We start from the raw sequence: 20,761 nt of genomic DNA on the forward strand, positions 1-20,761 counted from the left end.
GCCCGAAATGACGCCGGGTCGTGCGGGATTGAACGCGCCAGGACAGCGCCGGTCGCCCCCAGGGGACACCTGTCCATGAAAATCTCGGATCTCTCCATTTCCCGGAAAGTCGGCTTCCTGGTGCTCCTCATGGGCATCGCCGCCGGCACCATCGCCACCGTCGGCAGCCGCGGCCTCACCTCGCTCGGCGCGGCCCTTCAGGACACCGGCACGCGCGAGGAAGTCGCCCGCGAAGCCATGGACCTGCGCATCGACGTCATCGCCATCAGCCGCATGACCTACCAGCTCGCGACCGCCCCGGAAAAGGCGGCGGACTTTGCCGCCGAGACGGAAAAGCGCGCCGGCGAGATGCTGGACCGCCTGCCGAAGATCGCCTCGACCGCCGATGCCAGCGAACAGAAGCTGCTCGAGGGCGTGCGCGCGGCGCTGGTTCCCTATTTCGACCAGATCCGCGCCATGGTGGCCGTCGCCTCGCAGAACGGTGCAGACCGCGCCGCGATCCACGCCGCGCTCGACAAGGCGCTGGAAGGCCAGAAGGCCGTCACCGCGGCGCTGAAGGAATACACCAACTACTCCGCCGAGACCCTTTCGGCCTCCCGCGCCGTCGCGATCTCCCGTTCTGCGAACACGCAGGTCCTGCTGCTCGCCACCGCCTTCGTCTGTATCGTCGCGGGCATGCTGCTGAGCATGCTCTTCGCCCGCAACGGCATCGTGCGGCCGATCCAGCGCCTGACCGGCGTGATGTCGAACCTTGCCGCCGGCAAGCTCGACGACGAGATTCCCGGCACCGACCGCAAGGACGAGATCGGCGCCATGGCGCGCACGCTCGACGTCTTCCGCGCCAACGAGATGCAGATGCGCGAGATGGAAGCGCAGGAAGCGGCCCTTCAGGCACAGAGCAAGGACCTGCAGTCCAACATCAGCACCATCGTCGCCGCCGCTGCCGCCGGCGATTTCTCCCGCCGCATCACCAAGTCCTACGAGGACGAGGACCTCAGCCGCTTCGCCGGCAGCGTCAACGAACTGGTGGCCAATGTCGACCGGGGCGTCAGTGAAGTGCGCCGCGTCATCGCCTCGCTGTCGCATGCCGACCTCACGCAGGAAATGGCCGGCCATTTCCAGGGCGATTTCGCCGAGCTCCAGGCCAACGTCAACGGCGCCATGCTGACGCTGCGCAGCACGATGAGCGGCATTCTCTCGACCGCCGGCACCATCACCGGCAATTCCCGCGAGCTTTCCGCCGCCGCCGATCAGCTCGCCCACCGCACCGAGCAGCAGGCCGCCTCGCTGGAGGAGACCGCTGCCGCGCTGGAGGAAATCACCACGACCGTGAAGACCTCGACGGCCCGCGCCGTGGAAGCCTCGGAGATCGTGCGCGAGACCAAGGAAAGCGCCGAGAAATCCGGCGACATCGTGAAGAGCGCCATCGACGCCATGGGCCGCATCGAGCAGTCCTCGCAGAAGATCAGCCAGATCATCTCGGTGATCGACGAGATCGCCTTCCAGACGAACCTGCTCGCCCTTAATGCCGGCGTCGAGGCGGCGCGCGCGGGCGAGGCGGGCCGCGGCTTCGCCGTCGTCGCGCAGGAAGTGCGCGAGCTCGCCCAGCGCTCGGCCAATGCGGCCAAGGAGATCAAGACGCTGATCAACGCCTCGGCAGGCGAAGTGAAGGGCGGCGTCTCGCTGGTCCTGTCGACCGGCGACGTGCTTTCCGAGATCAAGGACCTTGTGAACCGCGTCAACGACCATGTCGTCTCGATCACCCGCGCGGCACAGGAACAGTCCGCCGCGCTCGGCGAGATCAACACGGCCGTCAACCAGATGGACCAGATGACCCAGCAGAACGCCGCCATGGTGGAGGAAACAACCGCCGCCAGCCAGGTTCTCGCCAGCGAGGCCGCCCAGCTTCAGACGGCGCTCTCGCAGTTCCGCATCGACGAGGGCCATGCCCACGCCACGCAGCATCGCCGCGCCGCTTGAGCCTCCGTTTCGAAGTATGAACAGTCAAGGATGCGGACGACGCGTTTGAAATTGCTGCAGACCGTTTAGCTCTGAGATCACTCTCAACAATCCTGGGTCCTTGATACTTGACCTGATCAATCGCCAGGAAGTACATATTCAAGTGTACAGTCGGGAGATGTGCGTATGCAGCTTGGTGAGCAGGTTCTAATCGATCAGTACAATGACATCAAGCCAAGGTATGAAAAACTCTGCGAAGAGACAAGAAGAATAATATCCGAGTCATTTCACGAGCTTGGCTTGCAATATCAAAACATCTCCGCAAGGGCCAAGAACACCGAAAGTTTCGTACGGAAGGCTTTGAAGAAAAATGGTGATGAAGAGAAATATAGCGATCCATTGAATCAGATAACGGATATAGCTGGCGTGAGAATTATAACTTACACCATTAAGGACCTTGAGAAGGTTGATCGATTTATATCCGGAAATTTTGATATAGTTGAAAAAAGAGACGTTGGAGAAGAGAGATATAAAGAGGGAAAATTTGGCTATCAAAGCATACATTATCTTGTCAAATTTACAAAAGGAAGGTTGGAACTCTCGGAGTATAAAAAGTATTCTGGGCTTATTTGTGAAATTCAGATACGAACCGTATTGCAGCATGCTTGGGCTGAAATAGAACATGACATACAGTATAAGAATCAATCAGATGTCCCGCGCTCCCTTGAGAGGAAATTTATTGCATTGGCGGGTTTGCTGGAGATCGCCGATAGAGAATTTCAAGCTATCCAAGATGAAGATGCGAAGCTAAAGAGAGCGATTGACGAACAGCTCCAAAACGAAGTTACAAAGGGAAATATCTCTCGTGAAGATTCCGAGCAGGATCAGCGTGTTGCTGCGCTAGTGCGAGCAAAAAGGTATGCAGACGCGATTCTGCTTTATGATAGAAAAATAGAAGAATCGCCGAATATGCACACTTTGTATTTGGGGCGCGCACGAGCTAAGTTCTTGTTAGGCAATCGTCGCGACGCTCTTGACGACATAGATACTGCGTTGACGCTTTCGCCAAATGATCCAATGGCCGAAGTTTTAAAAAAGCAATTTACGGAAGGTTCATCAGAACCTTCGACTATCGAGAAGCCGGCGAGCGAAGAAAACGCAAATGACTTAACAAAGAAAGCCAACTACTTCATAGAAATTGGCGATGGAATATCCGCATTTGAACTGTATTCGATTGCACAGGAGCTCGGTGCTTCTAAACCATTTTCCCAAGTCAACAAGGCAATTGCTTGTTATGTGTCAGACGATTTTGAGGGGTCTAAGTATTATCTAGAATCTCTTCAACCACGTTTAGGCACACCGATGTCGGTGACGCTCTACGCACTGCGTTGCCTACTGGCTGCCCCAACTGAAGGGCAAGAATTTGATGAGAGTTTAGGCCGATTAAAAGAGGCTCTTAATGAGGCCGAAGATTTTACGTTTTCAATGTCTCCATTGGCAAAACTGAAGCGCGGCATCCTAAGCGGCAAGGTTTCGATTGACCGTAAAGCCAGCAAGAGAATTCAACTAGTATTCACCGTTGTCGATCCCGCAGGAGCAAGCTGAAATATGTGCCTTCCGTAAAATTATAGTTTTGTAACGGCATGGTAACCGCGACTTTTTACACCGCTTCCGCTTAGTGTGATTTCAACCACGCCAAAATGAACAAAAGCCCCGGCGAAAAACATGCCACCCGGTTCCCAAAGTCGGTGTACGACTTAGGGTAACAGAAAATCTCTGGATCATCCCCCCACAAACCGCTCAACAATGTGCTTGGCCGCCCATGACGTGCGGCGGTGCCATTCGACATTCCAACAGGGGATTCGCATCGATATATCCGTGACCAATGAACCGTCCGACGCCGTGATTGCATATCGTTCCGAGGCTACGAACCTGTAACCGTGTGGTAACCGCGACCATTTTTGCCGCTTCCGCCTGCTGCAATTTCAACCATACCGAAACGCACAAAAGCCCCGGCGAACCGAGGCTTCGAAACTTTGGAAAGAATGGAGCGGGTGAAGCGATTCGAACGCTCGACCCCAACCTTGGCAAGGTTGTGCTCTACCCCTGAGCTACACCCGCTCATCGCCGACGGCCTGGGGTAGTCTGTGGCCGAAGGTCGCTGCGTTGCGGCGACGGGCGGTATATGGCCCAAGCCATTTTCAAATGCAACAGGGAAATGTCGGATTTTGAAGAAAAAATTGCAGCGCCTTGCCAGGCCCCGGTTTCTCAGGTGGTTGCGCGCGGGCGGGCGAAGTCCTAATCAGCGGGCGGAGTTATTCGGGACAGGAATCAGGACATGAGCGAAGCGCAGCCGAAGACGGACAAGGACCTCTTTCAGTTTCTCGACGGGCTGGGCATCGTCCACACGACGAAGGAACACGCCCCCGTCTTCACCGTCGCCGAATCCGTCGCGCTGCGCGACGAGATTCCCGGCGGCCACACGAAAAACCTCTTCGTGAAGGACAAGAAGGACAATTACTTCCTGATGACAGTCGAGGAACATGCGACGGTGGACCTGAAGACCATCCATTCCGTGATCGGCGCGGCAAGCCGGGTCTCCTTCGGCAAGCCGGAGAAGCTGATGGAATATCTCGGCGTCATTCCCGGCGCCGTCACCGCCTTCGGCGTCTTCAACGACGCGGGGAAGAACGTGAAGATCATCATCGACGAGGACCTGATGGCCTTCGACACGATCAACTGCCACCCGCTGCGCAACGACGCCACCACCTCGATCGGCTCGAAGGACCTGCTGCGCTTCATCGAGGCGACGGGGCACGAGCCGCTTGTCTTGAAAGTCACGGCCTGACATACGATTTTGGGCACAGACACGCGTTTGACGGCGCTTTGCGCCACAGGAGAGACCCATGAGTGCAGGCGACAACCCCTATGCATCGTCCTATGGCGGACAGATGAACGTTTCGGCGAACTATGGCGGGGCGGCACCGGCGGATGACCTGATCAAGGACACGACGACGGCGAACTTCTCGCGCGACGTGCTGGAGGCCTCGCGCCAGCAGCCGGTCCTCGTCGATTTCTGGGCGCCCTGGTGCGGCCCGTGCAAGCAGCTCCAGCCGCTCATCGAGAAGGTCGTGCGCGAGGGCGCCGGCCGGGTGAAGCTCGTCAAGCTCAACATCGACGACCATCCGTCCATTCCCGGCCAGCTCGGCATCCAGTCCATTCCCGCCGTCATCGCCTTCGTCGGCGGCCGGCCGGTGGACGGCTTCATGGGCGCGGTGCCGGAAAGCCAGATTCGCGAGTTCATCGACAAGGTGGCCGGCCCCGCGGGCGCCGACGAGAAAGCCGAGATCGAGGCCATGCTCGCTGAAGCGAAGACGCTCTTCGACGCGGGCGACCTTGCCGGCGCGGCCGATCTCTACGGCGCGCTGCTGCAGGCCGACCCGGAAAATGCCCCGGCGCTTGCCGGCATCGCCGAATGCATGATCGCCGTCGGCCAGCCGGACAATGCCCGCCAGGCGCTCAGCAACCTGCCGGAAGCGCTTGCCGCCGACCCGGCCATCGCGGCGGTCGCCAGGAAGCTCGACCAGATCGAGGAGGCCCGCAAGCTGGGCGATCCGGCCGCGCTCGAACAGGCGCTTGCGCTGGACCCGGACGATCACACCGCGCGGCTCAACCTTGCCAAGATCCGCAATATGGAAGGCGACCGCCAGGCGGCGGCCGACCATCTCCTCCATATCATGAAGCGCGACCGCGCCTTCGACGACGACGGTGCGCGCCGCGAACTGCTGCAGTTCTTCGACGTCTGGGGTCCCAAGGACCCGGCGACGATCGCCGCCCGCCGCAAGCTGTCGTCGATCCTGTTCTCCTGAGCCTTTTTTCAGGGCTACGGGCGCGGCGTCCCTTGAGAAACGCCGCGCCTACCCCACATTCGGGAAAGGGCGCGCTGACGAGGGGCGGGAGATGTTTCGCCGCGCCGCGAATTGGGAAGGCAATGCCATGCAGGTGGGAAATGCGCGTTATCTGAAGCCGGAGGACCTGCCCGAGGCCATTCCCGTCTTTCCGCTGACGGGTGCGCTGCTCCTGCCCGGCGGCCAGCTGCCGCTCAATATCTTCGAGCCGCGCTATCTTTCCATGTTCGACGATGCGCTCGCCTCGCACCGGCTGGTCGGCATGGTGCAGCCGGTCTTCGGCGAGCACCGCGCGGAAGAGCCGGCGGGCGAGACGCCCGCGCTCTGCCAGGTCGGCTGCCTCGGCCGCATCACTTCCTTCGCCGAGACCGGGGACGGGCGCTACATCGTCTCGCTCACCGGCATCTGCCGCTACAGGTTGCTGGAGGAGGTGCGGAGCGGCAAGTCCTACCGCAGCTTTCGCATCGCCCCCTTCATCACCGACCTTTCGGCCGGCGACGACGAACAGAACGTCGATCGCGAGGCGCTGCTTTCCGCCTTCAAGGCCTATCTCGACGCCAACAAGCTGGAGGCGGACTGGGAGAGCGTCGAGCGCGCCAGCAACATGACGCTGGTCAACTCCATGGCGATGATGTCGCCCTACGGCCCGGCGGAAAAGCAGGCGCTTCTGGAGGCTCCCGACCTCAAGACGCGGGCGGAAACGCTGATCGCCATCACCGAGATCGTTCTGGCGCGCAGCTATGGCGACGTCGATACCCGCCTGCAATAGGACCGCCCCATGGATGCCAGCACCAGCCGCGTCGATCCCAAACTGCTCGAACTGCTCGTCTGCCCGCTGACCAAGGGACGGCTGGTCTATGATGCCAAGGCCGGCGAGCTTGTCTCCGAAAAGGCGAAGCTCGCCTACCCGATCCGCGACGGGATCCCGATCATGCTGATCTCGGAGGCACGGGAGATCAAGGACTGAGGCACGAATGCTGCCAAACCGGCTGCCTCTCCGTCACCATCCTTGGGCCCGATCATACCCCCGAGACGGAAAGATCCTGGCTGCAGGTGCGGGCAACCAATCCACCCGCACCCGCCAACCCGCCTCAGAACGTCGCCGTCATCGGGTCCGGCCCGATGCGCTTGCCGTCTTTTTCCAGCGTCGCGAAGGTCGCCATGTCCTCGGCGTCGAGCTTGAAGTCGAAGACCTTGAAGTTCTCGGCGATACGCGAGGGCGTCACCGATTTCGGGATGACCACCAACCCGTTGTCGATGTGCCAGCGGGTGATGACCTGTGCCGGGGTGCGGCCGTGCTTTGCGGCGACTTTGGCGACGACCGGGTTTTCCAGCAGCGTGCCCTGGCCGAGCGGGCTCCAGGACTGGGTGACGATGCGGTGCTTGTCGTGATAGGCGCGGGCCTCCTTCTGCGGGAAGTCCGGATGCAGTTCGATCTGGTTGATGGCCGGGGTCACGCCCGTTTCGTCGATCAGGCGCTGAAGGTGCTCGGGATAGAAGTTGGAGACGCCGATGGAGCGGGCGCGGCCTTCCTTCTGGAGCTGGATGAAGGCCTTCCAGGTCGCCACATACTGGTCGCGCTTCGGCGCCGGCCAGTGGATGAGGTAGAGGTCGACATAGTCGGTGCCGAGGCGCTTGAGGCTGGCATCGAAGGCCTTCAGCGCCGCGTCGTGGCCCTGGTCGGAATTCCAGAGCTTCGTCGTCAGGAAGATTTCGGAACGGTCGACGCCGGAGGCGCGGATACCCTCGCCGACACCTTCCTCGTTCTCGTAGATCGCCGCCGTGTCGACATGGCGATAGCCGGTGGCGAGCGCCGCCTTGACGGCGGTCACGGCCGTCTCGTTCGGGGTCTGCCAGACGCCGAGGCCGACCTGGGGAATGCTGTTGCCGTCGTGAAACAGGATTGTCGGTTGATCGCTCATCAGAATGTCTCCATGAAAAGGGATGGCGTGCTTGAACCCGAAGGGCTTCCCGTGGCGCCTTGCAGCCCGGCGACGGTCGAGGCAGATATAGGCGCGCCGCACGTCATTTCAAAGAACGCGGAGGACGGTTCCGCGCCGGAGATAGGGAAGAATGCGCAGCATGTCGCGCCGGGCGATGGCGACGCACCCCGCCGTCGGCTCGTAGCCGGGACGAATGAGATGGAAGAATATCGCCGAGCCGGCATTGCGCCGGCGCGCCGACACGTTCCAGTCGAGCACGAGGCAGATGTCGTAGAGCTCGTCCTTGCGTGCCAGTTCCTCGTGGCTCGGCCGGAAGGGCGCGTTGACGGGCCGGTTGTAGCTCGGATGCTTCGGTTCATCGCACCAGAGCATGGACGGGCGTATGCGCTTTATCGGCAGGCCGGTCTTCGGCAGGGACAGGCGGTCGCCGCGCGTAAAACCGGAAAGAAGCGGCATGGCGGCAATGGGGGTCGCCCCGTCCCCCTCTCGCTTGCGGCTCGTGCGGCCCGAGCGGCCGATGGCGGCGGGGATGCGCAGCGGCCCCACCTGCACGATGGCACGGGTCTTGCTGCCCGGCGCGGGGCGCACGAGGATCGTCTTCACGCAATGTTCAGGAGATGTGATCCGGTTCATTTCCGTCCGCCATATTCGCGCCATGCGGCAACCTGATCGGCTAAGCCACAGGCGGGCTTGCCAAAAGCGCCAGTTCCCTTACTTTCCAGAGGAATGCCGAGAGGTAAAGCATGACATCCCGCACGATCCTACTTGTCGATGACGACAACGACCTTCGCGAGACGCTCGTCGAGCAGCTTTCGCTCTACGAGGAATTCGCGACGCTCGAGGAAACGACGGCCGGCAAGGGCATCCAGACGGCGCGCAGCAACCAGATCGACCTGCTCATCATGGATGTCGGCCTGCCCGACATGGATGGCCGCGAGGCGGTGAAGCTCTTGCGCAAGGGCGGCTTCAAGGCGCCGATCATCATGCTGACGGGCCATGACACCGATTCGGACACGATCCTTGGCCTGGAAGCCGGGGCCAACGACTATGTGACCAAGCCCTTCCGCTTCGCCGTGCTGCTCGCACGTATCCGCGCACAGCTCCGCCAGCACGAGAGCAGCGAGGACGCCACCTTCACCGTCGGCCCCTATACGTTCAAGCCCGGCCAGAAGCTGCTGACGCTGGAGAACGGCCAGAAGATCCGCCTCACCGAGAAGGAGGCGGCAATCATCCGTTACCTCTACCGCGCCGACCAGAAGGTGGTGACGCGCGACGTGCTGCTGGAAGAGGTCTGGGGCTACAATTCCGGCGTCACGACCCATACGCTGGAGACCCATGTCTACCGTCTTCGCCAGAAGATCGAGCGGGACCCTTCCAATGCGGAGATTCTCGTGACAGAGAACGGCGGGTATAAAATCGTTCCGTAATCAGTAAGGAGCGCCCGACGTGGCTCTCAGCGACGACATCGCCCTTCTCTCCCGCGTGCCGCTCTTCGCCGGCCTTTCCGACGACAAGCTGCGGCTGATGGCCTTCGGCGCCGAGCGCCGGCGGCTGGTGGAGGGGCAGACGCTGTTTCGCGAGGGGACATCCGCCGACTGCGGCTTCGTCGTCGCCTATGGCGCGTTCCAGCTGACATCCACGCTTCGGGACGGTTCGACGCGCAACGAAGGCACGGCGGGTGCCGGCACGCTTCTCTCGGAACTCGCCATGATCTCCGCCGTCGAGCGTAAATATACGGCGGTCGCGCTGGAGGACAGCGAGGTCATCCGCATCAACCGCCCGCTCTTCCGGCGCATGCTGGAGGAATATCCCGACGTCGCCGTGCTGGTCGATGCGCGCATCCGCGAGAACCTTGCGGCGATGATCACCCGGATGCGGGGGCTGGCGGGGCGGTTTGCCTGAGACTCCGTAGCGGGCTGGATTGGCCCCTCACCCTAACCCTCTCCCCGCAGGCGGGGAGAGGGGACTTGCCCCACGCGGTACCCGAAAGTCGGGAAAACGGCGCGCCATATCTCCTTCGCCCCGCTTGCGGGGAGAAGGTGGCCGGCAGGCCGGATGAGGGGCAGCATCCGCGGCGATCTCCTTATCCGAAGACGCTAGTGCGAAAACCTCCCGCAAGCACCCTCAGAAATCGAATTCCGCGATAACCGGCACGTGGTCGGACGGCCGTTCCCAGCCGCGGGCCTCGCGGATCACCGAGATGTTGGTGAGGTGCGGGTCGAGATCGGCGGAGGACCAGATATGGTCGAGGCGGCGGCCCTTGTTGGCGGCCTGCCAGTCGGCCGAGCGGTAGCTCCACCACGTATAGAGCTTTTCCTCCGCCGGCACCTTGCGGCGCATCAGGTCCACCCAGGCCCCCTTCGTCATCACGTCGATCAGCCCCTCGGTCTCGATGGGCGTATGGCTGACGATCTTCAGGAGCTGCTTGTGCGACCAGACGTCATGCTCCAGCGGCGCGATATTGAGGTCGCCGACGAGGATTGAGGAAATGCCCGCCTCGGCCTCCGCGTGCAGCAGCTTCATCTCCTCGATGAAATCGAGCTTGTGGCCGAATTTCGGATTGATCGCGCGATCCGGCTCATCGCCGCCGGCCGGCACATAGAAATTGTGCAGGCGGATCGACTTGTTCCGGTGATGGAAGACCACCGAGACATGCCGCGCATCGCCGACGCCGCAATAGTCGCGCCGCTCGACGATCTCCGTCAGCGGCAGGCGCGAGACGGTGGCGACACCGTGATAGCCCTTCTGGCCATGCATGACGATATGCTCGTAACCGAGCGCCTTCAGTGGCTTTGACGGGAACTGGTCGTTCGGACACTTCGTTTCCTGCAGGCACAGGACGTCCGGCGAATAGGTCTTCAGGAAATGCTCGACGAGCGGCATACGCAGCCGCACCGAGTTGATGTTCCATGTCGCGATCGAAAGTGTCATGCCTGCCCCCGGGAAATCGTCCGGGGGGTCTTAAAGCATTTTGCCTGCGAGTGGAATCACTTCACGGCGCGCAGGAAGGCTTTCGCGCCGTCAGTTGCGGCCGCGGTTGCGGATTTCATCGTAGGGGATCGAGAAAACCTTGTCGTCGAGCGGCACGCCGGTCTTGACGTTGAAGATCATCACGGACGTGTCCTTGCCCTGCGCGTCGGTGATCGTCCACTGGCGCAGGTCATAGGTCTTGGGATCGAACATCATGGTGATGGTCGAATCGCCGAACACGCTCTTGTCGCCGAGGACGATGGTCGTCAGGTCCGCTTCCTCCTTCACGCCGCGCACCATCTTGGAGGAGAGGTCGATCCTGTTGGCGAGCAGGAGGTTCAGCGGCGTCTTGGAGAGCGGGTAGATGTCCCAGGTCTTGAGCTTGCGGTTGCCGATGACGACGGACTTGCCGTCGGCGATCACGCGCATCGGCGAGGGATCCTCGTAGTTGAAGCGGATCTTGCCGGGACGGTCGATATAGAACTTGCCGCCGGTCTGCTCGCCGCGCGGGCCGAACTGCACGAACTCGCCCATCATCGTCTTCACGGAGGCGAAGTGATCGGCGATCTTCTGCGCAGTGCCGCTCGCCTGCGCGGAGGCGGGCGCGGGCGCGAGCACCGAGAGGCCGGCCGCGAGCGTGAAGGCCAGAAGGCCGGTGAAGCCGCGGCGGGTCAGTGTGCCGGCCGGCCGGCCGTGTTCGGATCGGATCATGTCGGTCTCCTTCATGCGTCTGTCATGCGAGCCAAACGCGGCGCCATAATGGCACTGGCTCCTGACGTGAGACTTGCCGGAGAAAACGCCGCGGAAGGCCCCGCGTTCCCGGTCATCGTCCCGAAATTTCGTCTTCCGTCGGCACGAGGATCTCGCGCTTGCCGGCGTGGTTGGCGGGGCCGATCAGGCCCTCCTTCTCCATGCGCTCGATCAGCGAGGCGGCGCGGTTGTAGCCGATGCCGAGGCGGCGCTGGATATAGGAGGTGGAGGCCTTGCCGTCGCGCAGCACCACGGCCACCGCCTGGTCGTAGGGATCGTCCGAATCGTCGAGGTTGGCGGTGCCGGCCGGGCCGTGGCCGCCCTCGCCGTCCTCGTCGTCGTCCTCGGTGATGGCGTCGAGATATTGCGGCGCGCCCTGCGTCTTCAGATGGGCGACGACGGCCTCGACCTCGCCGTCCGAGACGAACGGGCCGTGCACGCGCTGGATGCGCCCGCCGCCGGCCATGTAGAGCATGTCGCCCATGCCGAGGAGCTGTTCGGCGCCCTGCTCGCCGAGGATGGTACGGCTGTCGATCTTCGACGTCACCTGGAAGGAGATGCGCGTCGGGAAGTTCGCCTTGATCGTGCCGGTAATGACGTCGACCGAGGGACGCTGCGTCGCCATGATGACGTGGATGCCGGCCGCACGCGCCATCTGGGCGAGCCGCTGCACGGCGCCCTCGATGTCCTTGCCGGCCACCATCATCAGGTCGGCCATCTCGTCGATGATGACGACGATATAGGGCATCGGCTGGAGGTCGAATTCTTCCGTCTCGTAGATCGCCTCGCCGGTCTGGCGGTCGAAGCCGGTCTGCACGGTGCGGGTGATCGTCTCGCCCTTGGCGAGCGCCTGCTCGACGCGGCTGTTGAAGCCGTCGATGTTGCGCACGCCGATCTTCGACATCTTCTTGTAGCGCTCCTCCATCTCGCGCACGGTCCATTTGAGGGCGACGACGGCCTTCTTCGGATCGGTGACGACGGGGGAGAGAAGATGCGGGATGCCGTCATAGACGGAGAGTTCCAGCATCTTCGGGTCGATCATGATCAGGCGGCACTGTTCCGGCTTCAGGCGGTAGAGCAGCGACAGGATCATGGTGTTGATGGCGACCGACTTGCCCGAGCCGGTGGTGCCGGCAACGAGCAGGTGCGGCATCTTGGCGATGTCGGAAATGACCGGTTCGCCGCCGATCGTCTTGCCGAGCGCCATGGCGAGGCGGGCCTTCGAGGTCTCGAAATCACGGCTGGCGATGAGTTCGCGGAGATAGACGGTCTCGCGGCTCTGGTTCGGCAGTTCGATGCCGATGGCGTTGCGGCCCGGCACGACGGCGACGCGGGCGGCGATCGCGCTCATCGAGCGGGCGATGTCGTCGGCAAGGCCGATGACGCGGGAGGACTTGATGCCGGGCGCCGGCTCCAACTCGTAGAGCGTGACGACCGGACCGGGGCGCACATGGATGATCTCGCCCTTGACGCCGAAATCCTCCAGCACGCCTTCCAGCATGCGGGCGTTCTGCTCCAGCGCGTCGGCGGAAAGCGTCGCGTCGCGCACCTGGCCCCTCGGCTCGGCGAGCAGGTGGATCGGCGGAAGCTGGAAGCCGTCCGGGCCGACGAAGGAGGTCTGCGCTTCGCGGTCGGCGCGCTGGCCGAGCTTCGGCCGCGCGGCGGGGGCGACGACGCGGGCACCTGCGGCAGGTTCCGCCTGGCGGGCCGGCGCGCGGCGCGGTGCCCAGTCGGCGGCGATGTCGTCGGCGTCCTCGTCCGGCAGGATGCCACTCGGGCGGGCGAGCGGCTCGTCGCCCATGTCGAAGGGCAGGTCGTCGTCATCGAGCGAGATCGACGGTGCGGCGACGGCGCGGCGACCGTCCATGGAGGGCTCGACGCGCTCGGCGGTGCGGCTTGCGGCGCGGGCGCGCACCGGCTCGTTCAGCGTGCCGAACTCGTCCTCGTTGAAATCGTAGGGCTGCTCGATGCCGCGCGCCCTGCGGCGCTGGTTCGAGAGGCCGAAGATGCGGCGCACGCGCGCCTGCCCGGTATACCAGGCATGGGTCATCGCGCCGGCAAGCACGGTGAGCGGGCCTTCACGCTCGTCGTCCTCGTCGTCTTCCTCGGCCACCGCGCGGGCGCGGCTCTGGGCCGGAGCGGGCGCATGGTCGTCCTCGTCATCGGCCGGGACGGCGCCGACGAGGCCGGCGCTGAACACCATCAGCCAGGCGGCCGGTACGGCGACGATGCAGCCGATGACGGTCGCGAACATGCCGGTGGGATAGGCGCCGGTGAAGAGCGCGGGGAAGCGCAGGATCATGTCGCCGAAGACGCCGCCGAGGCCGGTCGGCAGCGGCCAGGTCACGGGCCCCGGCACGCAGGCCAGCGCGGCGGAGGCGAGGATCGCGCCGCCGAGCCAGGCGACCGCGCGCTGCGGAATGCGGTGGAAGCGCCGGCCGCTCACCATCGCCAGTCCCCAGGCGACGACCGGCAGCAGCGCGATGACGCTGGCAAGACCGAAGAACTGCATGAAGAGATCGGCGAAGACGGCGCCCGGATAGCCGAGGATGTTCTTCGGCTCGCCTCCTGAAGCGTAGGAGAGGCTGGGATCGGAGACGTTCCAGGTGGATAGCGCGGCGATGGCGAGCGCGAGGCCGGCGAAGATGCCGAGCCCGGCGAGGACCTGTATCTGCCGCAAGACGAATGCCGACAGAACGAAACGGTCGTGACGGTTGTCCAGTCCTGCCGAAATGCTTCTGCTCATGGTTCCAGCCTGTGCCTACACAAGGAAAATCGCGACGATCCGCATGATTCGCGGAAGTGCCTGACTGCGAACCCTACGAAGGAAGGTTTAATGGCATGTTAACCATGCAGTGCCGCATCATGGTTTCCGCAGCGTAAACGAAAAAGACCCGGACCGAAGTCCGGGCCAGAGGCGGATATGGCGGACCATATCCGCGATGGATAGTGGTGCGGCGGCCGGGCGGGCCGCCGCGGAGCTTAGGCGTGGTAGGCCGCTTCGCCGTGGGACGAGAGGTCGAGACCCTCGCGCTCGGCCTCGACGGAGACGCGCAGGCCCACGACCATGTCGACGATCTTGTAGAGGATCGCCGAGCCGACGGCGCACCAGACGATGGTGATGGCGACGGCGGTGAGCTGGGTCATGAACTGCGAGGCGATGGAGAAGTCCGCGCCGCCCGTGCCGCCGAGCGACGGGGCGGTGAAGATGCCAGTGCCGAGCGCGCCGATGAGACCGCCGACGCCATGGACGCCGAAGACGTCCGCCGTGTCGTCATAGCCGAACTTGTTCTTCACCACGGCGACGAAGAAGTAGCAGACCGGCGAGACGATGAGACCGAGCACGATGGCGCCGAACGGGCCGACGGAGCCGGCAGCCGGCGTGACGGCGACGAGGCCGGCGATCATGCCGGAGGCGGCGCCGAGCAGCGAGGCCTTGCCGCGGGTGAAGGTCTCCACCACCGACCAGGCGAGGATCGCGGCGGCCGTCGCCACGAAGGTGTTGACGGTGGCGAGGATTGCACCGCCCGAGGCCTCGAGGTTGGAGCCCGCGTTGAAGCCGAACCAGCCGAACCACAGCATGGCGGCGCCGACGAGAGTGAGCGTCATGGAGTGGGGCGCCATCATGTCCTTGCCGAAGCCGGTGCGCTTGCCGACCATGATCGCGCCGATGAGGCCCGCGACGCCGGCATTGATATGCACGACGGTGCCGCCGGCGAAATCGAGCGCGCCCATCTTGAAGATCAGGCCGTTGCCGTCCCAGACCATGTGGGCGATCGGGAAGTAGACGAAGGTCGACCAGAGCAGCGTGAAGAGGATGACGGCCGAGAACTTGATGCGCTCGGCGAAGGCGCCGACGATCAGCGCGGGCGTCAGCGCCGCGAAGGTCATCTGGAACAGCATGAAGATATATTCCGGAATGACGACGCCGTCCGTGAAGGTCGCGGCCGTGCTCTCGACGGTGACGCCCGTGAGGAACACCTTGGCGAAACCGCCGAAATAGGCGCTCGTCGAGCCGCCGAAGGCGAAGGAGTAGCCGTAGATCACCCAGACAATCATCATCATGGCGCCGATGACCGTGCATTGCATGAGGACGGACAGCATGTTCTTGGCGCGCACCAGGCCGCCGTAGAAGAGGGCAAGGCCCGGGATCAGCATGAAGAAGACGAGCAGCGTCGCCAGGAACATGAAGGCGGTGTCCGCCTTGTCCGGAACGGGTGCGGCGGCTGCGGCCTGCGTTGCGGCCGGGGCGGTTTCCTGCGCGAAGGCGGCGGCCGGCGCAAGCAGGGCCGCCGCGGCTACGGCCGCGCGGGGAAGGATGCGGGTAAGCGTGAATGCAGACATGTTGAAAAGGCTCCCTGACAGGCCGTTTGCTTAAAGGGCTTCGGTATCGGTTTCGCCCGTGCGGATACGCACGGCATGGTCGATCGAGTAGACGAAGATCTTGCCGTCCCCGATCTGGCCGGTCTTGGCGGCCGACGCGATCGCCTCGACGGCCTTGTCGACGACGTCGCCCGGCACGGCGATCTCGATCTTCAGTTTCGGCAGGAAGCTGACGGCATATTCGGTGCCGCGATAGATTTCCGTATGCCCCTTCTGGCGGCCGTAACCCTTCACCTCGGTCACGGTCAGGCCCTGGATGCCGACGGCGGTGAGGGCTTCGCGCACCTCGTCGAGTTTGAACGGCTTGATAATGGCCATTACGATTTTCATCTGGTTTCCCATCCTTCGTGCTTGTCCCCAGCCGGGGCCATCTCTCTGGCCGTTGGCAGCGCAACGACTGGAGATACACATTCAAGGGGCGTGCCAGATTCGAACGCCTTGGCTAAATATTTGAAATATAATCGATAAAAATCGCAGGCATGCTGCGGCGCAAAAACTCGCCGCCGCACATGCTCAAAAAATAGTCGTCAATGGAATGGCGCGTAAAATTTAGGCGGTTGCCTTTTTCCGAATCAGCCCCTCCTGGGCGACGGAGGCAATGAGGGTGCCGGAGCGGGTGTAGATCGCGCCGCGCGTCATGCCGCGTGCGCCGAAGGCCGAAGGGCTGTCCTGGCTGTAGAGCAGCCAGTCATCGAGGACGGGCGGGCGGTGGAACCACATGGCATGGTCGAGGCTCGCCACCTGCAGCGAACGGTCGAGAACCGACGTGCCGTGGGCGAAGAGCGAGGTGTCGAGCAGCGTCATGTCGGAGAGATAGGCAAGCACGGCCGCCTGCAGATGGCGGTCGGCGGGCACCGGCCCGGTGGTGCGCACCCAGATGTTCTGGTGCGGATCGAGCTTCTCCGAGGAAAGATAGTGTTTCAGCGAGACCGGCCGCAGCTCGATCGGTCGCGGACGCTCCCAATAGGCGCGGATATGCGGCGGCGCGGCGGCCATGAACTGCGCCTTCAGCTCCGCCTCGCCGATGAGCTTTTCCGGCGGCGGCACGTCGGGCATCGCCGTCTGGTGCTCGAAGCCATCCTCGTCGTCCTGGAAGGACGCGGTCATGAAATAGATCGGCCGGTCGTGCTGGATGGCGACGACACGGCGCGTGGCGAAGGAGCCGCCGTCGCGAATGTTCTCCACGTCGTAGATGATCGGGATGGAGGGATCGCCCGGCCGCACGAAATAGGCGTGCAGCGAATGCACGAAGCGGTTTTCCTCCACCGTGCGCGTGGCGGCGACCAGCGCCTGGCCGATCACCTGCCCGCCGAACACCCGCTGCCAGCCGACCTGCGGGCTTTCCCCGCGAAACAGGCGGGTTTCCAGCCGCTCGATATCGAGCGTCCGAAGGAGAACATCCATAGCGGGGTTGGCGGTCTGGCGCGACATTTGGACGTGGCTCCTCTCTTGGACCCGAGGTAGGAAAGCGTTTCCTCCTCCTCTATATAGGGGAAAGAAAGACCTCAAGCGCCGCGGAGACCGCCATGCCCGAAGCCCAGATGCTCGACGTCCTCGTCGCCGGCGGCGGCTATGTCGGCCTGTCGCTGGCCGTTGCCGTTAAGAAGGCCGCGCCGCACCTTGCCGTCGAGGTGGTGGACGGCGCGCCGGACCATGCCTGGCGCAAGGACGAGCGCGCCTTCGCCATCGTCGCCGCCGCGCGCAATCTGCTCGACGTGCTCGGTATCTGGAGCGAGATCGAGCCGGAGGCCGAGCCGATCCGTCGCATGGTGATCACCGATTCGCGTACGGCCGATCCTGTCCGCCCCGTGTTCCTGACCTTCGAGGGTGCGGGTTCCAGTGACGACGGCCAGCCTTTCGCCCATATGGTGCCGAACCGGGCGATCACCGCCGGCCTGCTGAAACAGGCGGAAACCCTTGGCGTATCGATTCGCTGGTCGACCTCCGTGGAAGGTTTTGCAACCGCCCAGCATTCCACCACCGTCACCCTTTCCGACGGCACGGAACGCCAGACGCGTCTCCTCGTCGCCTGCGACGGCGTGCGCTCGAAGCTGCGCGACATGGCCGGCATCAAGGTGGTGCGCTTCGACTACGGCCAGTCCGGCATCGTCACCACCGTCGAGCACGAGCGCCCGCACGAGGGCACGGCGGAAGAGCATTTCCTGCCCGCCGGCCCCTTCGCCACGCTGCCGCTCACAGGCAACCGCTCCTCGCTGGTCTGGACCGAGCGCACGGAGGACGCCCGCCGTCTCGTCGAGAGCGACGATCTCGTCTTCGAGGAAGAGCTGGAGCGCCGTTTCGGCCATAAGCTCGGTGCGCTGAAGGTCGTCGATGGCCGGCGCGCCTTCCCGCTCGGCCTGACGCTCGCCCGCGCCTTCGTCGCCCCGCGCTTCGCGCTGGCGGGCGACGCCGCCCACGGCATCCACCCGATTTCCGGCCAGGGCCTCAATCTCGGCTTCAAGGACGTGGCGGCGCTGGCCGAAACCATCGTGGAGGCAGACCGTCTCGGCCTCGATATCGGCGCCGTCTCGGTGCTGGAACGCTACGAGACCTGGCGCCGCTTCGACACGGTCCGCATGGGCATGACCACCGACGTCCTGAACCGCCTCTTCTCCAACGACGTAACGCCCCTGCGCGTCCTGCGCGACGTCGGCCTCGGCGTCGTCGACCGCTTGCCGGGCCTGAAGTCCTTCTTCATCCGCCAGGCCGAGGGCACCACGGGCGGAAACCATCCGCGCATGCTGGTGGGGCAGCCGATCTGACAGGGCGGGTCAGAAGTTCGCCTTGGAGAAGACCACCCTGCTTCCATATCGCTCCATGCCGCCGTCCAATCGATTGTTGTCTGACGGCAATCCTACCGCGATGCCTTTGGCGTGACGAAGGATTCGAGGCGACCCCTGCCGGGTGCCGCTTCAGCCCAGAGCTCGATATCCAGAGCAATCACGGCGAGGCCAGCCGTTGGGTATTTTTCTCCTAACCGGCTAATCGCGTCCGCATCTCCTGTCGGCGCCAGCAGCCTCGCAAGATCCTCGAAACCGGGATTGTGACCGATGACGAGCAGCCTTTCGCTTTCCTCCGGCGCGCCGCGGATCGCCGTGAGGATCGCCTGCGGCTCGGCCTCGTAGATCGACGGCACTATGCGGGAGGGGCATGGCTTCGCGAGGGCCGGTTCCACCAGCGCCCACGTTTCCTGGGTGCGCCGTGCGGAGGAGATCAACACGAAATCCGGCTGGAGGCCCGTTTCGGCCATGTAGGCGCCCATGCGGGGAGCGTCCCGGCGGCCGCGGTCGGCGAGGGGGCGGTCGTGGTCGGGGACGCCGTCCGGCCAGGCGGACTTGGCGTGGCGGAGCAGGAGAAGCTGCTTCATCGGGATACTCCTAAAAAGAAAAGGCCGGGAGCATGCTCCCGGCCTTCCAGCATATCGGCAAACGCCTGGATTTACTGCCAGTCGCGGATATCGACGAAGTGACCGGCAATGGCGGCGGCGGCGGCCATGGCGGGGGAGACGAGGTGCGTGCGGCCCTTGAAGCCCTGGCGGCCCTCGAAGTTGCGGTTCGAAGTGGAGGCGCAGCGCTCGCCCGGCTTCAGGCGGTCGTCGTTCATGGCGAGGCACATGGAGCAGCCAGGCTCGCGCCAATCGAAGCCCGCTTCCTTGAAGATCCTGTCGAGGCCTTCCCGCTCGGCCTGCTCCTTCACGAGGCCGGAGCCCGGAACGATCATGGCGTTGACGGTGGGGGCCACTTGCCTGCCTTCGACGACGGCGGCGACGGCACGCAGGTCCTCGATGCGGCCATTGGTGCACGAGCCGATGAAGACGCGGTCGATGGCGATGTCGGTGATCTTCGTGCCCGGCTTCAGGCCCATATAGTCCAGCGCGCGCCACTTGGACGAACGCTTGGTCTCGTCTTCGATATCATCCGGGTTCGGCACAACGCCCTCAACGGAGACGACGTCTTCCGGCGAGGAGCCCCAGGAGACGATCGGCGGCAGGTTGGCCGCGTCGAGCACGACGACGCGGTCGAAATGCGCGCCTTCTTCGGTGTAGAGCGTCTTCCAGTAGTCGAGCGCCATTTCCAGCGCCTTGCCCTTCGGCGCGCGCGGCTTGTCCTTGATATATTCGAAGGTCTTCTCGTCCGGCGCGATGAGGCCGGCGCGGGCGCCGCCTTCGATCGTCATGTTGCAGATCGTCATGCGGCCTTCCATCGACAGCGAGCGGATGGCTTCGCCCGCAAATTCGATGACATGGCCGGTGCCGCCGGCGGTGCCGATCTCGCCGATGATGGCGAGGATGATGTCCTTCGCGGTCACGCCTTCGGGAAGCTTCCCGTCGACGCGCACCAGCATGTTCTTCGCCTTCTTCTGGATCAGCGTCTGGGTGGCCAGAACGTGTTCCACTTCCGACGTGCCGATGCCGTGCGCCAGCGCGCCGAAGGCGCCGTGCGTGGAGGTATGGCTGTCACCGCAGACGATGGTCATGCCGGGCAGCGTGAAGCCCTGCTCGGGGCCGACGATGTGCACGATGCCCTGGCGGACGTCCTTTTCCGAATAATATTCGACGCCGAAATCGGCCGCGTTCTTCGCGAGCGCCTCGACCTGGATGCGGCTTTCCTCGTTCTTGATGCCCTGGTGGCGATCCGGCGAGGTGGGGACGTTATGGTCGACGACGGCGAGCGTCTTCTCCGGCGCGCGGACCTTGCGGCCGGTCATGCGCAGGCCTTCGAAAGCCTGGGGAGACGTCACTTCATGGACGAGGTGACGGTCGATGTAGAGAAGACAGGTGCCGTCTTCCTGGCGGCTGACGATGTGGTCGTCGAAAATCTTGTCGTAGAGGGTACGGGGTGCGCTCAT

Annotated in this window: 19 protein-coding genes and 1 tRNA gene; 9 read left to right on the forward strand and 11 right to left on the reverse strand. The window is 63.7% G+C overall.

Annotated elements, in window-relative coordinates; genetic code table 11:
* The first annotated feature begins 75 nt into the window (after nucleotides 1-75).
* Together ACZ48C_RS14985 and ACZ48C_RS14990 are read left to right on the forward strand one after the other, a co-directional pair.
* Complete coding sequence (locus tag ACZ48C_RS14985; RefSeq protein ID WP_464781588.1) at nucleotides 76-1,980, forward strand: methyl-accepting chemotaxis protein; 1,905 nt, start codon at nucleotides 76-78, stop codon at nucleotides 1,978-1,980.
* A gap of 165 nt (nucleotides 1,981-2,145) precedes the next feature.
* Nucleotides 2,146-3,564 (forward strand): hypothetical protein, encoded by a 1,419-nt coding sequence (locus ACZ48C_RS14990; protein WP_464781589.1) that lies wholly within the window; start codon nucleotides 2,146-2,148, stop codon nucleotides 3,562-3,564.
* 441 nt (nucleotides 3,565-4,005) lie between these two features.
* Here ACZ48C_RS14990 and ACZ48C_RS14995 read toward each other — a convergent pair.
* Nucleotides 4,006-4,080, reverse strand: a tRNA-Gly gene (locus ACZ48C_RS14995).
* 217 nt (nucleotides 4,081-4,297) lie between these two features.
* Here ACZ48C_RS14995 and ACZ48C_RS15000 point away from each other — a divergent pair.
* From ACZ48C_RS15000 to ACZ48C_RS15015, 4 genes are all read left to right on the forward strand, one after another.
* On the forward strand, nucleotides 4,298-4,807 hold the full coding sequence (locus tag ACZ48C_RS15000; protein ID WP_119257811.1) for a prolyl-tRNA synthetase associated domain-containing protein: 510 nt from the start codon (nucleotides 4,298-4,300) through the stop codon (nucleotides 4,805-4,807).
* A 58-nt stretch (nucleotides 4,808-4,865) separates the two neighbouring features.
* The gene (gene trxA / locus ACZ48C_RS15005) at nucleotides 4,866-5,828 is read left to right on the forward strand and encodes a thioredoxin (protein ID WP_464781590.1); all 963 of its coding nucleotides are present in this window, start codon (nucleotides 4,866-4,868) and stop codon (nucleotides 5,826-5,828) included.
* 127 nt (nucleotides 5,829-5,955) lie between these two features.
* The gene (locus ACZ48C_RS15010; RefSeq protein WP_464781591.1) at nucleotides 5,956-6,636 is read left to right on the forward strand and encodes an LON peptidase substrate-binding domain-containing protein; all 681 of its coding nucleotides are present in this window, start codon (nucleotides 5,956-5,958) and stop codon (nucleotides 6,634-6,636) included.
* A gap of 9 nt (nucleotides 6,637-6,645) precedes the next feature.
* Nucleotides 6,646-6,834, forward strand: coding sequence for a Trm112 family protein (locus tag ACZ48C_RS15015; protein WP_119257813.1), 189 nt, complete (start codon nucleotides 6,646-6,648; stop codon nucleotides 6,832-6,834).
* A 124-nt stretch (nucleotides 6,835-6,958) separates the two neighbouring features.
* Here ACZ48C_RS15015 and ACZ48C_RS15020 read toward each other — a convergent pair whose 3' ends face one another.
* Together ACZ48C_RS15020 and ACZ48C_RS15025 are read right to left on the reverse strand one after the other, a co-directional pair.
* Nucleotides 6,959-7,789 (reverse strand): aldo/keto reductase, encoded by an 831-nt coding sequence (locus ACZ48C_RS15020; RefSeq protein WP_464781592.1) that lies wholly within the window; start codon nucleotides 7,787-7,789, stop codon nucleotides 6,959-6,961.
* A 108-nt stretch (nucleotides 7,790-7,897) separates the two neighbouring features.
* Nucleotides 7,898-8,443 carry a L,D-transpeptidase family protein gene (locus ACZ48C_RS15025; protein WP_424549474.1) on the reverse strand — a complete coding sequence of 182 codons (546 nt, stop codon included), beginning with the start codon at nucleotides 8,441-8,443 and terminating at the stop codon, nucleotides 7,898-7,900.
* Nucleotides 8,444-8,553: 110 nt separating this feature from the next.
* On the opposite strand from ACZ48C_RS15025, the gene ACZ48C_RS15030 reads away from it, so the two are divergent.
* A complete protein-coding gene (locus ACZ48C_RS15030) occupies nucleotides 8,554-9,237 on the forward strand; it encodes a response regulator transcription factor (protein ID WP_119257820.1) in 684 nt (227 codons plus the stop codon).
* A gap of 19 nt (nucleotides 9,238-9,256) precedes the next feature.
* The gene (locus ACZ48C_RS15035) at nucleotides 9,257-9,712 is read left to right on the forward strand and encodes a cyclic nucleotide-binding domain-containing protein (protein ID WP_119257819.1); all 456 of its coding nucleotides are present in this window, start codon (nucleotides 9,257-9,259) and stop codon (nucleotides 9,710-9,712) included.
* Between the two features lie 222 nt (nucleotides 9,713-9,934).
* Here the strand turns inward: ACZ48C_RS15035 and ACZ48C_RS15040 are convergent, their stop codons facing one another.
* The 6 genes from ACZ48C_RS15040 to tesB form a co-directional block, all read right to left on the reverse strand.
* Nucleotides 9,935-10,741 (reverse strand): exodeoxyribonuclease III, encoded by an 807-nt coding sequence (locus ACZ48C_RS15040; protein WP_464781593.1) that lies wholly within the window; start codon nucleotides 10,739-10,741, stop codon nucleotides 9,935-9,937.
* 90 nt (nucleotides 10,742-10,831) lie between these two features.
* Nucleotides 10,832-11,506: an outer membrane lipoprotein carrier protein LolA gene (locus ACZ48C_RS15045; protein WP_413251104.1), complete on the reverse strand. Its 675-nt coding sequence runs from the start codon at nucleotides 11,504-11,506 to the stop codon at nucleotides 10,832-10,834.
* A gap of 97 nt (nucleotides 11,507-11,603) precedes the next feature.
* Nucleotides 11,604-14,276: an FtsK/SpoIIIE family DNA translocase gene (locus tag ACZ48C_RS15050; protein ID WP_318910224.1), complete on the reverse strand. Its 2,673-nt coding sequence runs from the start codon at nucleotides 14,274-14,276 to the stop codon at nucleotides 11,604-11,606.
* 236 nt (nucleotides 14,277-14,512) lie between these two features.
* Nucleotides 14,513-15,874 (reverse strand): ammonium transporter, encoded by a 1,362-nt coding sequence (locus tag ACZ48C_RS15055; RefSeq protein ID WP_464781594.1) that lies wholly within the window; start codon nucleotides 15,872-15,874, stop codon nucleotides 14,513-14,515.
* 30 nt (nucleotides 15,875-15,904) lie between these two features.
* Entirely contained in the window at nucleotides 15,905-16,255 is a 351-nt protein-coding gene (locus tag ACZ48C_RS15060; RefSeq protein WP_162911452.1) for a P-II family nitrogen regulator, read from the reverse strand.
* 207 nt (nucleotides 16,256-16,462) lie between these two features.
* Nucleotides 16,463-17,344 (reverse strand): acyl-CoA thioesterase II, encoded by an 882-nt coding sequence (gene tesB / locus ACZ48C_RS15065; protein ID WP_119257814.1) that lies wholly within the window; start codon nucleotides 17,342-17,344, stop codon nucleotides 16,463-16,465.
* Between the two features lie 110 nt (nucleotides 17,345-17,454).
* Here tesB and ACZ48C_RS15070 point away from each other — a divergent pair, with 110 nt between their 5' ends.
* Nucleotides 17,455-18,675: a ubiquinone biosynthesis hydroxylase gene (locus ACZ48C_RS15070; protein WP_464782816.1), complete on the forward strand. Its 1,221-nt coding sequence runs from the start codon at nucleotides 17,455-17,457 to the stop codon at nucleotides 18,673-18,675.
* Between the two features lie 92 nt (nucleotides 18,676-18,767).
* On the opposite strand, the gene ACZ48C_RS15075 is transcribed toward ACZ48C_RS15070, so the two are convergent.
* Nucleotides 18,768-19,280: a SixA phosphatase family protein gene (locus tag ACZ48C_RS15075; RefSeq protein ID WP_464781595.1), complete on the reverse strand. Its 513-nt coding sequence runs from the start codon at nucleotides 19,278-19,280 to the stop codon at nucleotides 18,768-18,770.
* A 71-nt stretch (nucleotides 19,281-19,351) separates the two neighbouring features.
* Nucleotides 19,352-20,761, reverse strand: a complete 1,410-nt coding sequence (leuC, locus tag ACZ48C_RS15080) for a 3-isopropylmalate dehydratase large subunit (protein ID WP_119257824.1) — start codon at nucleotides 20,759-20,761, stop codon at nucleotides 19,352-19,354.

This window comes from Shinella sp. 1A1 (genome assembly GCF_055379515.1).

Coding starts and splice junctions, on each gene's coding strand:
- ACZ48C_RS14985 (WP_464781588.1), top strand. CDS start 76: ATGAAAATCTCGGATCTCTCCATTTCCCGGAAAGTCGGCTTCCTGGTG.
- ACZ48C_RS14990 (WP_464781589.1), top strand. CDS start 2,146: ATGCAGCTTGGTGAGCAGGTTCTAATCGATCAGTACAATGACATCAAG.
- ACZ48C_RS15000 (WP_119257811.1), top strand. CDS start 4,298: ATGAGCGAAGCGCAGCCGAAGACGGACAAGGACCTCTTTCAGTTTCTC.
- trxA (WP_464781590.1), top strand. CDS start 4,866: ATGAGTGCAGGCGACAACCCCTATGCATCGTCCTATGGCGGACAGATG.
- ACZ48C_RS15010 (WP_464781591.1), top strand. CDS start 5,956: ATGCAGGTGGGAAATGCGCGTTATCTGAAGCCGGAGGACCTGCCCGAG.
- ACZ48C_RS15015 (WP_119257813.1), top strand. CDS start 6,646: ATGGATGCCAGCACCAGCCGCGTCGATCCCAAACTGCTCGAACTGCTC.
- ACZ48C_RS15020 (WP_464781592.1), bottom strand. CDS start 7,789: ATGAGCGATCAACCGACAATCCTGTTTCACGACGGCAACAGCATTCCC.
- ACZ48C_RS15025 (WP_424549474.1), bottom strand. CDS start 8,443: ATGAACCGGATCACATCTCCTGAACATTGCGTGAAGACGATCCTCGTG.
- ACZ48C_RS15030 (WP_119257820.1), top strand. CDS start 8,554: ATGACATCCCGCACGATCCTACTTGTCGATGACGACAACGACCTTCGC.
- ACZ48C_RS15040 (WP_464781593.1), bottom strand. CDS start 10,741: ATGACACTTTCGATCGCGACATGGAACATCAACTCGGTGCGGCTGCGT.
- ACZ48C_RS15045 (WP_413251104.1), bottom strand. CDS start 11,506: ATGAAGGAGACCGACATGATCCGATCCGAACACGGCCGGCCGGCCGGC.
- ACZ48C_RS15050 (WP_318910224.1), bottom strand. CDS start 14,276: ATGAGCAGAAGCATTTCGGCAGGACTGGACAACCGTCACGACCGTTTC.
- ACZ48C_RS15055 (WP_464781594.1), bottom strand. CDS start 15,874: ATGTCTGCATTCACGCTTACCCGCATCCTTCCCCGCGCGGCCGTAGCC.
- ACZ48C_RS15060 (WP_162911452.1), bottom strand. CDS start 16,255: ATGGGAAACCAGATGAAAATCGTAATGGCCATTATCAAGCCGTTCAAA.
- tesB (WP_119257814.1), bottom strand. CDS start 17,344: ATGTCGCGCCAGACCGCCAACCCCGCTATGGATGTTCTCCTTCGGACG.
- ACZ48C_RS15070 (WP_464782816.1), top strand. CDS start 17,455: ATGCTCGACGTCCTCGTCGCCGGCGGCGGCTATGTCGGCCTGTCGCTG.
- ACZ48C_RS15075 (WP_464781595.1), bottom strand. CDS start 19,280: ATGAAGCAGCTTCTCCTGCTCCGCCACGCCAAGTCCGCCTGGCCGGAC.
- leuC (WP_119257824.1), bottom strand. CDS start 20,761: ATGAGCGCACCCCGTACCCTCTACGACAAGATTTTCGACGACCACATC.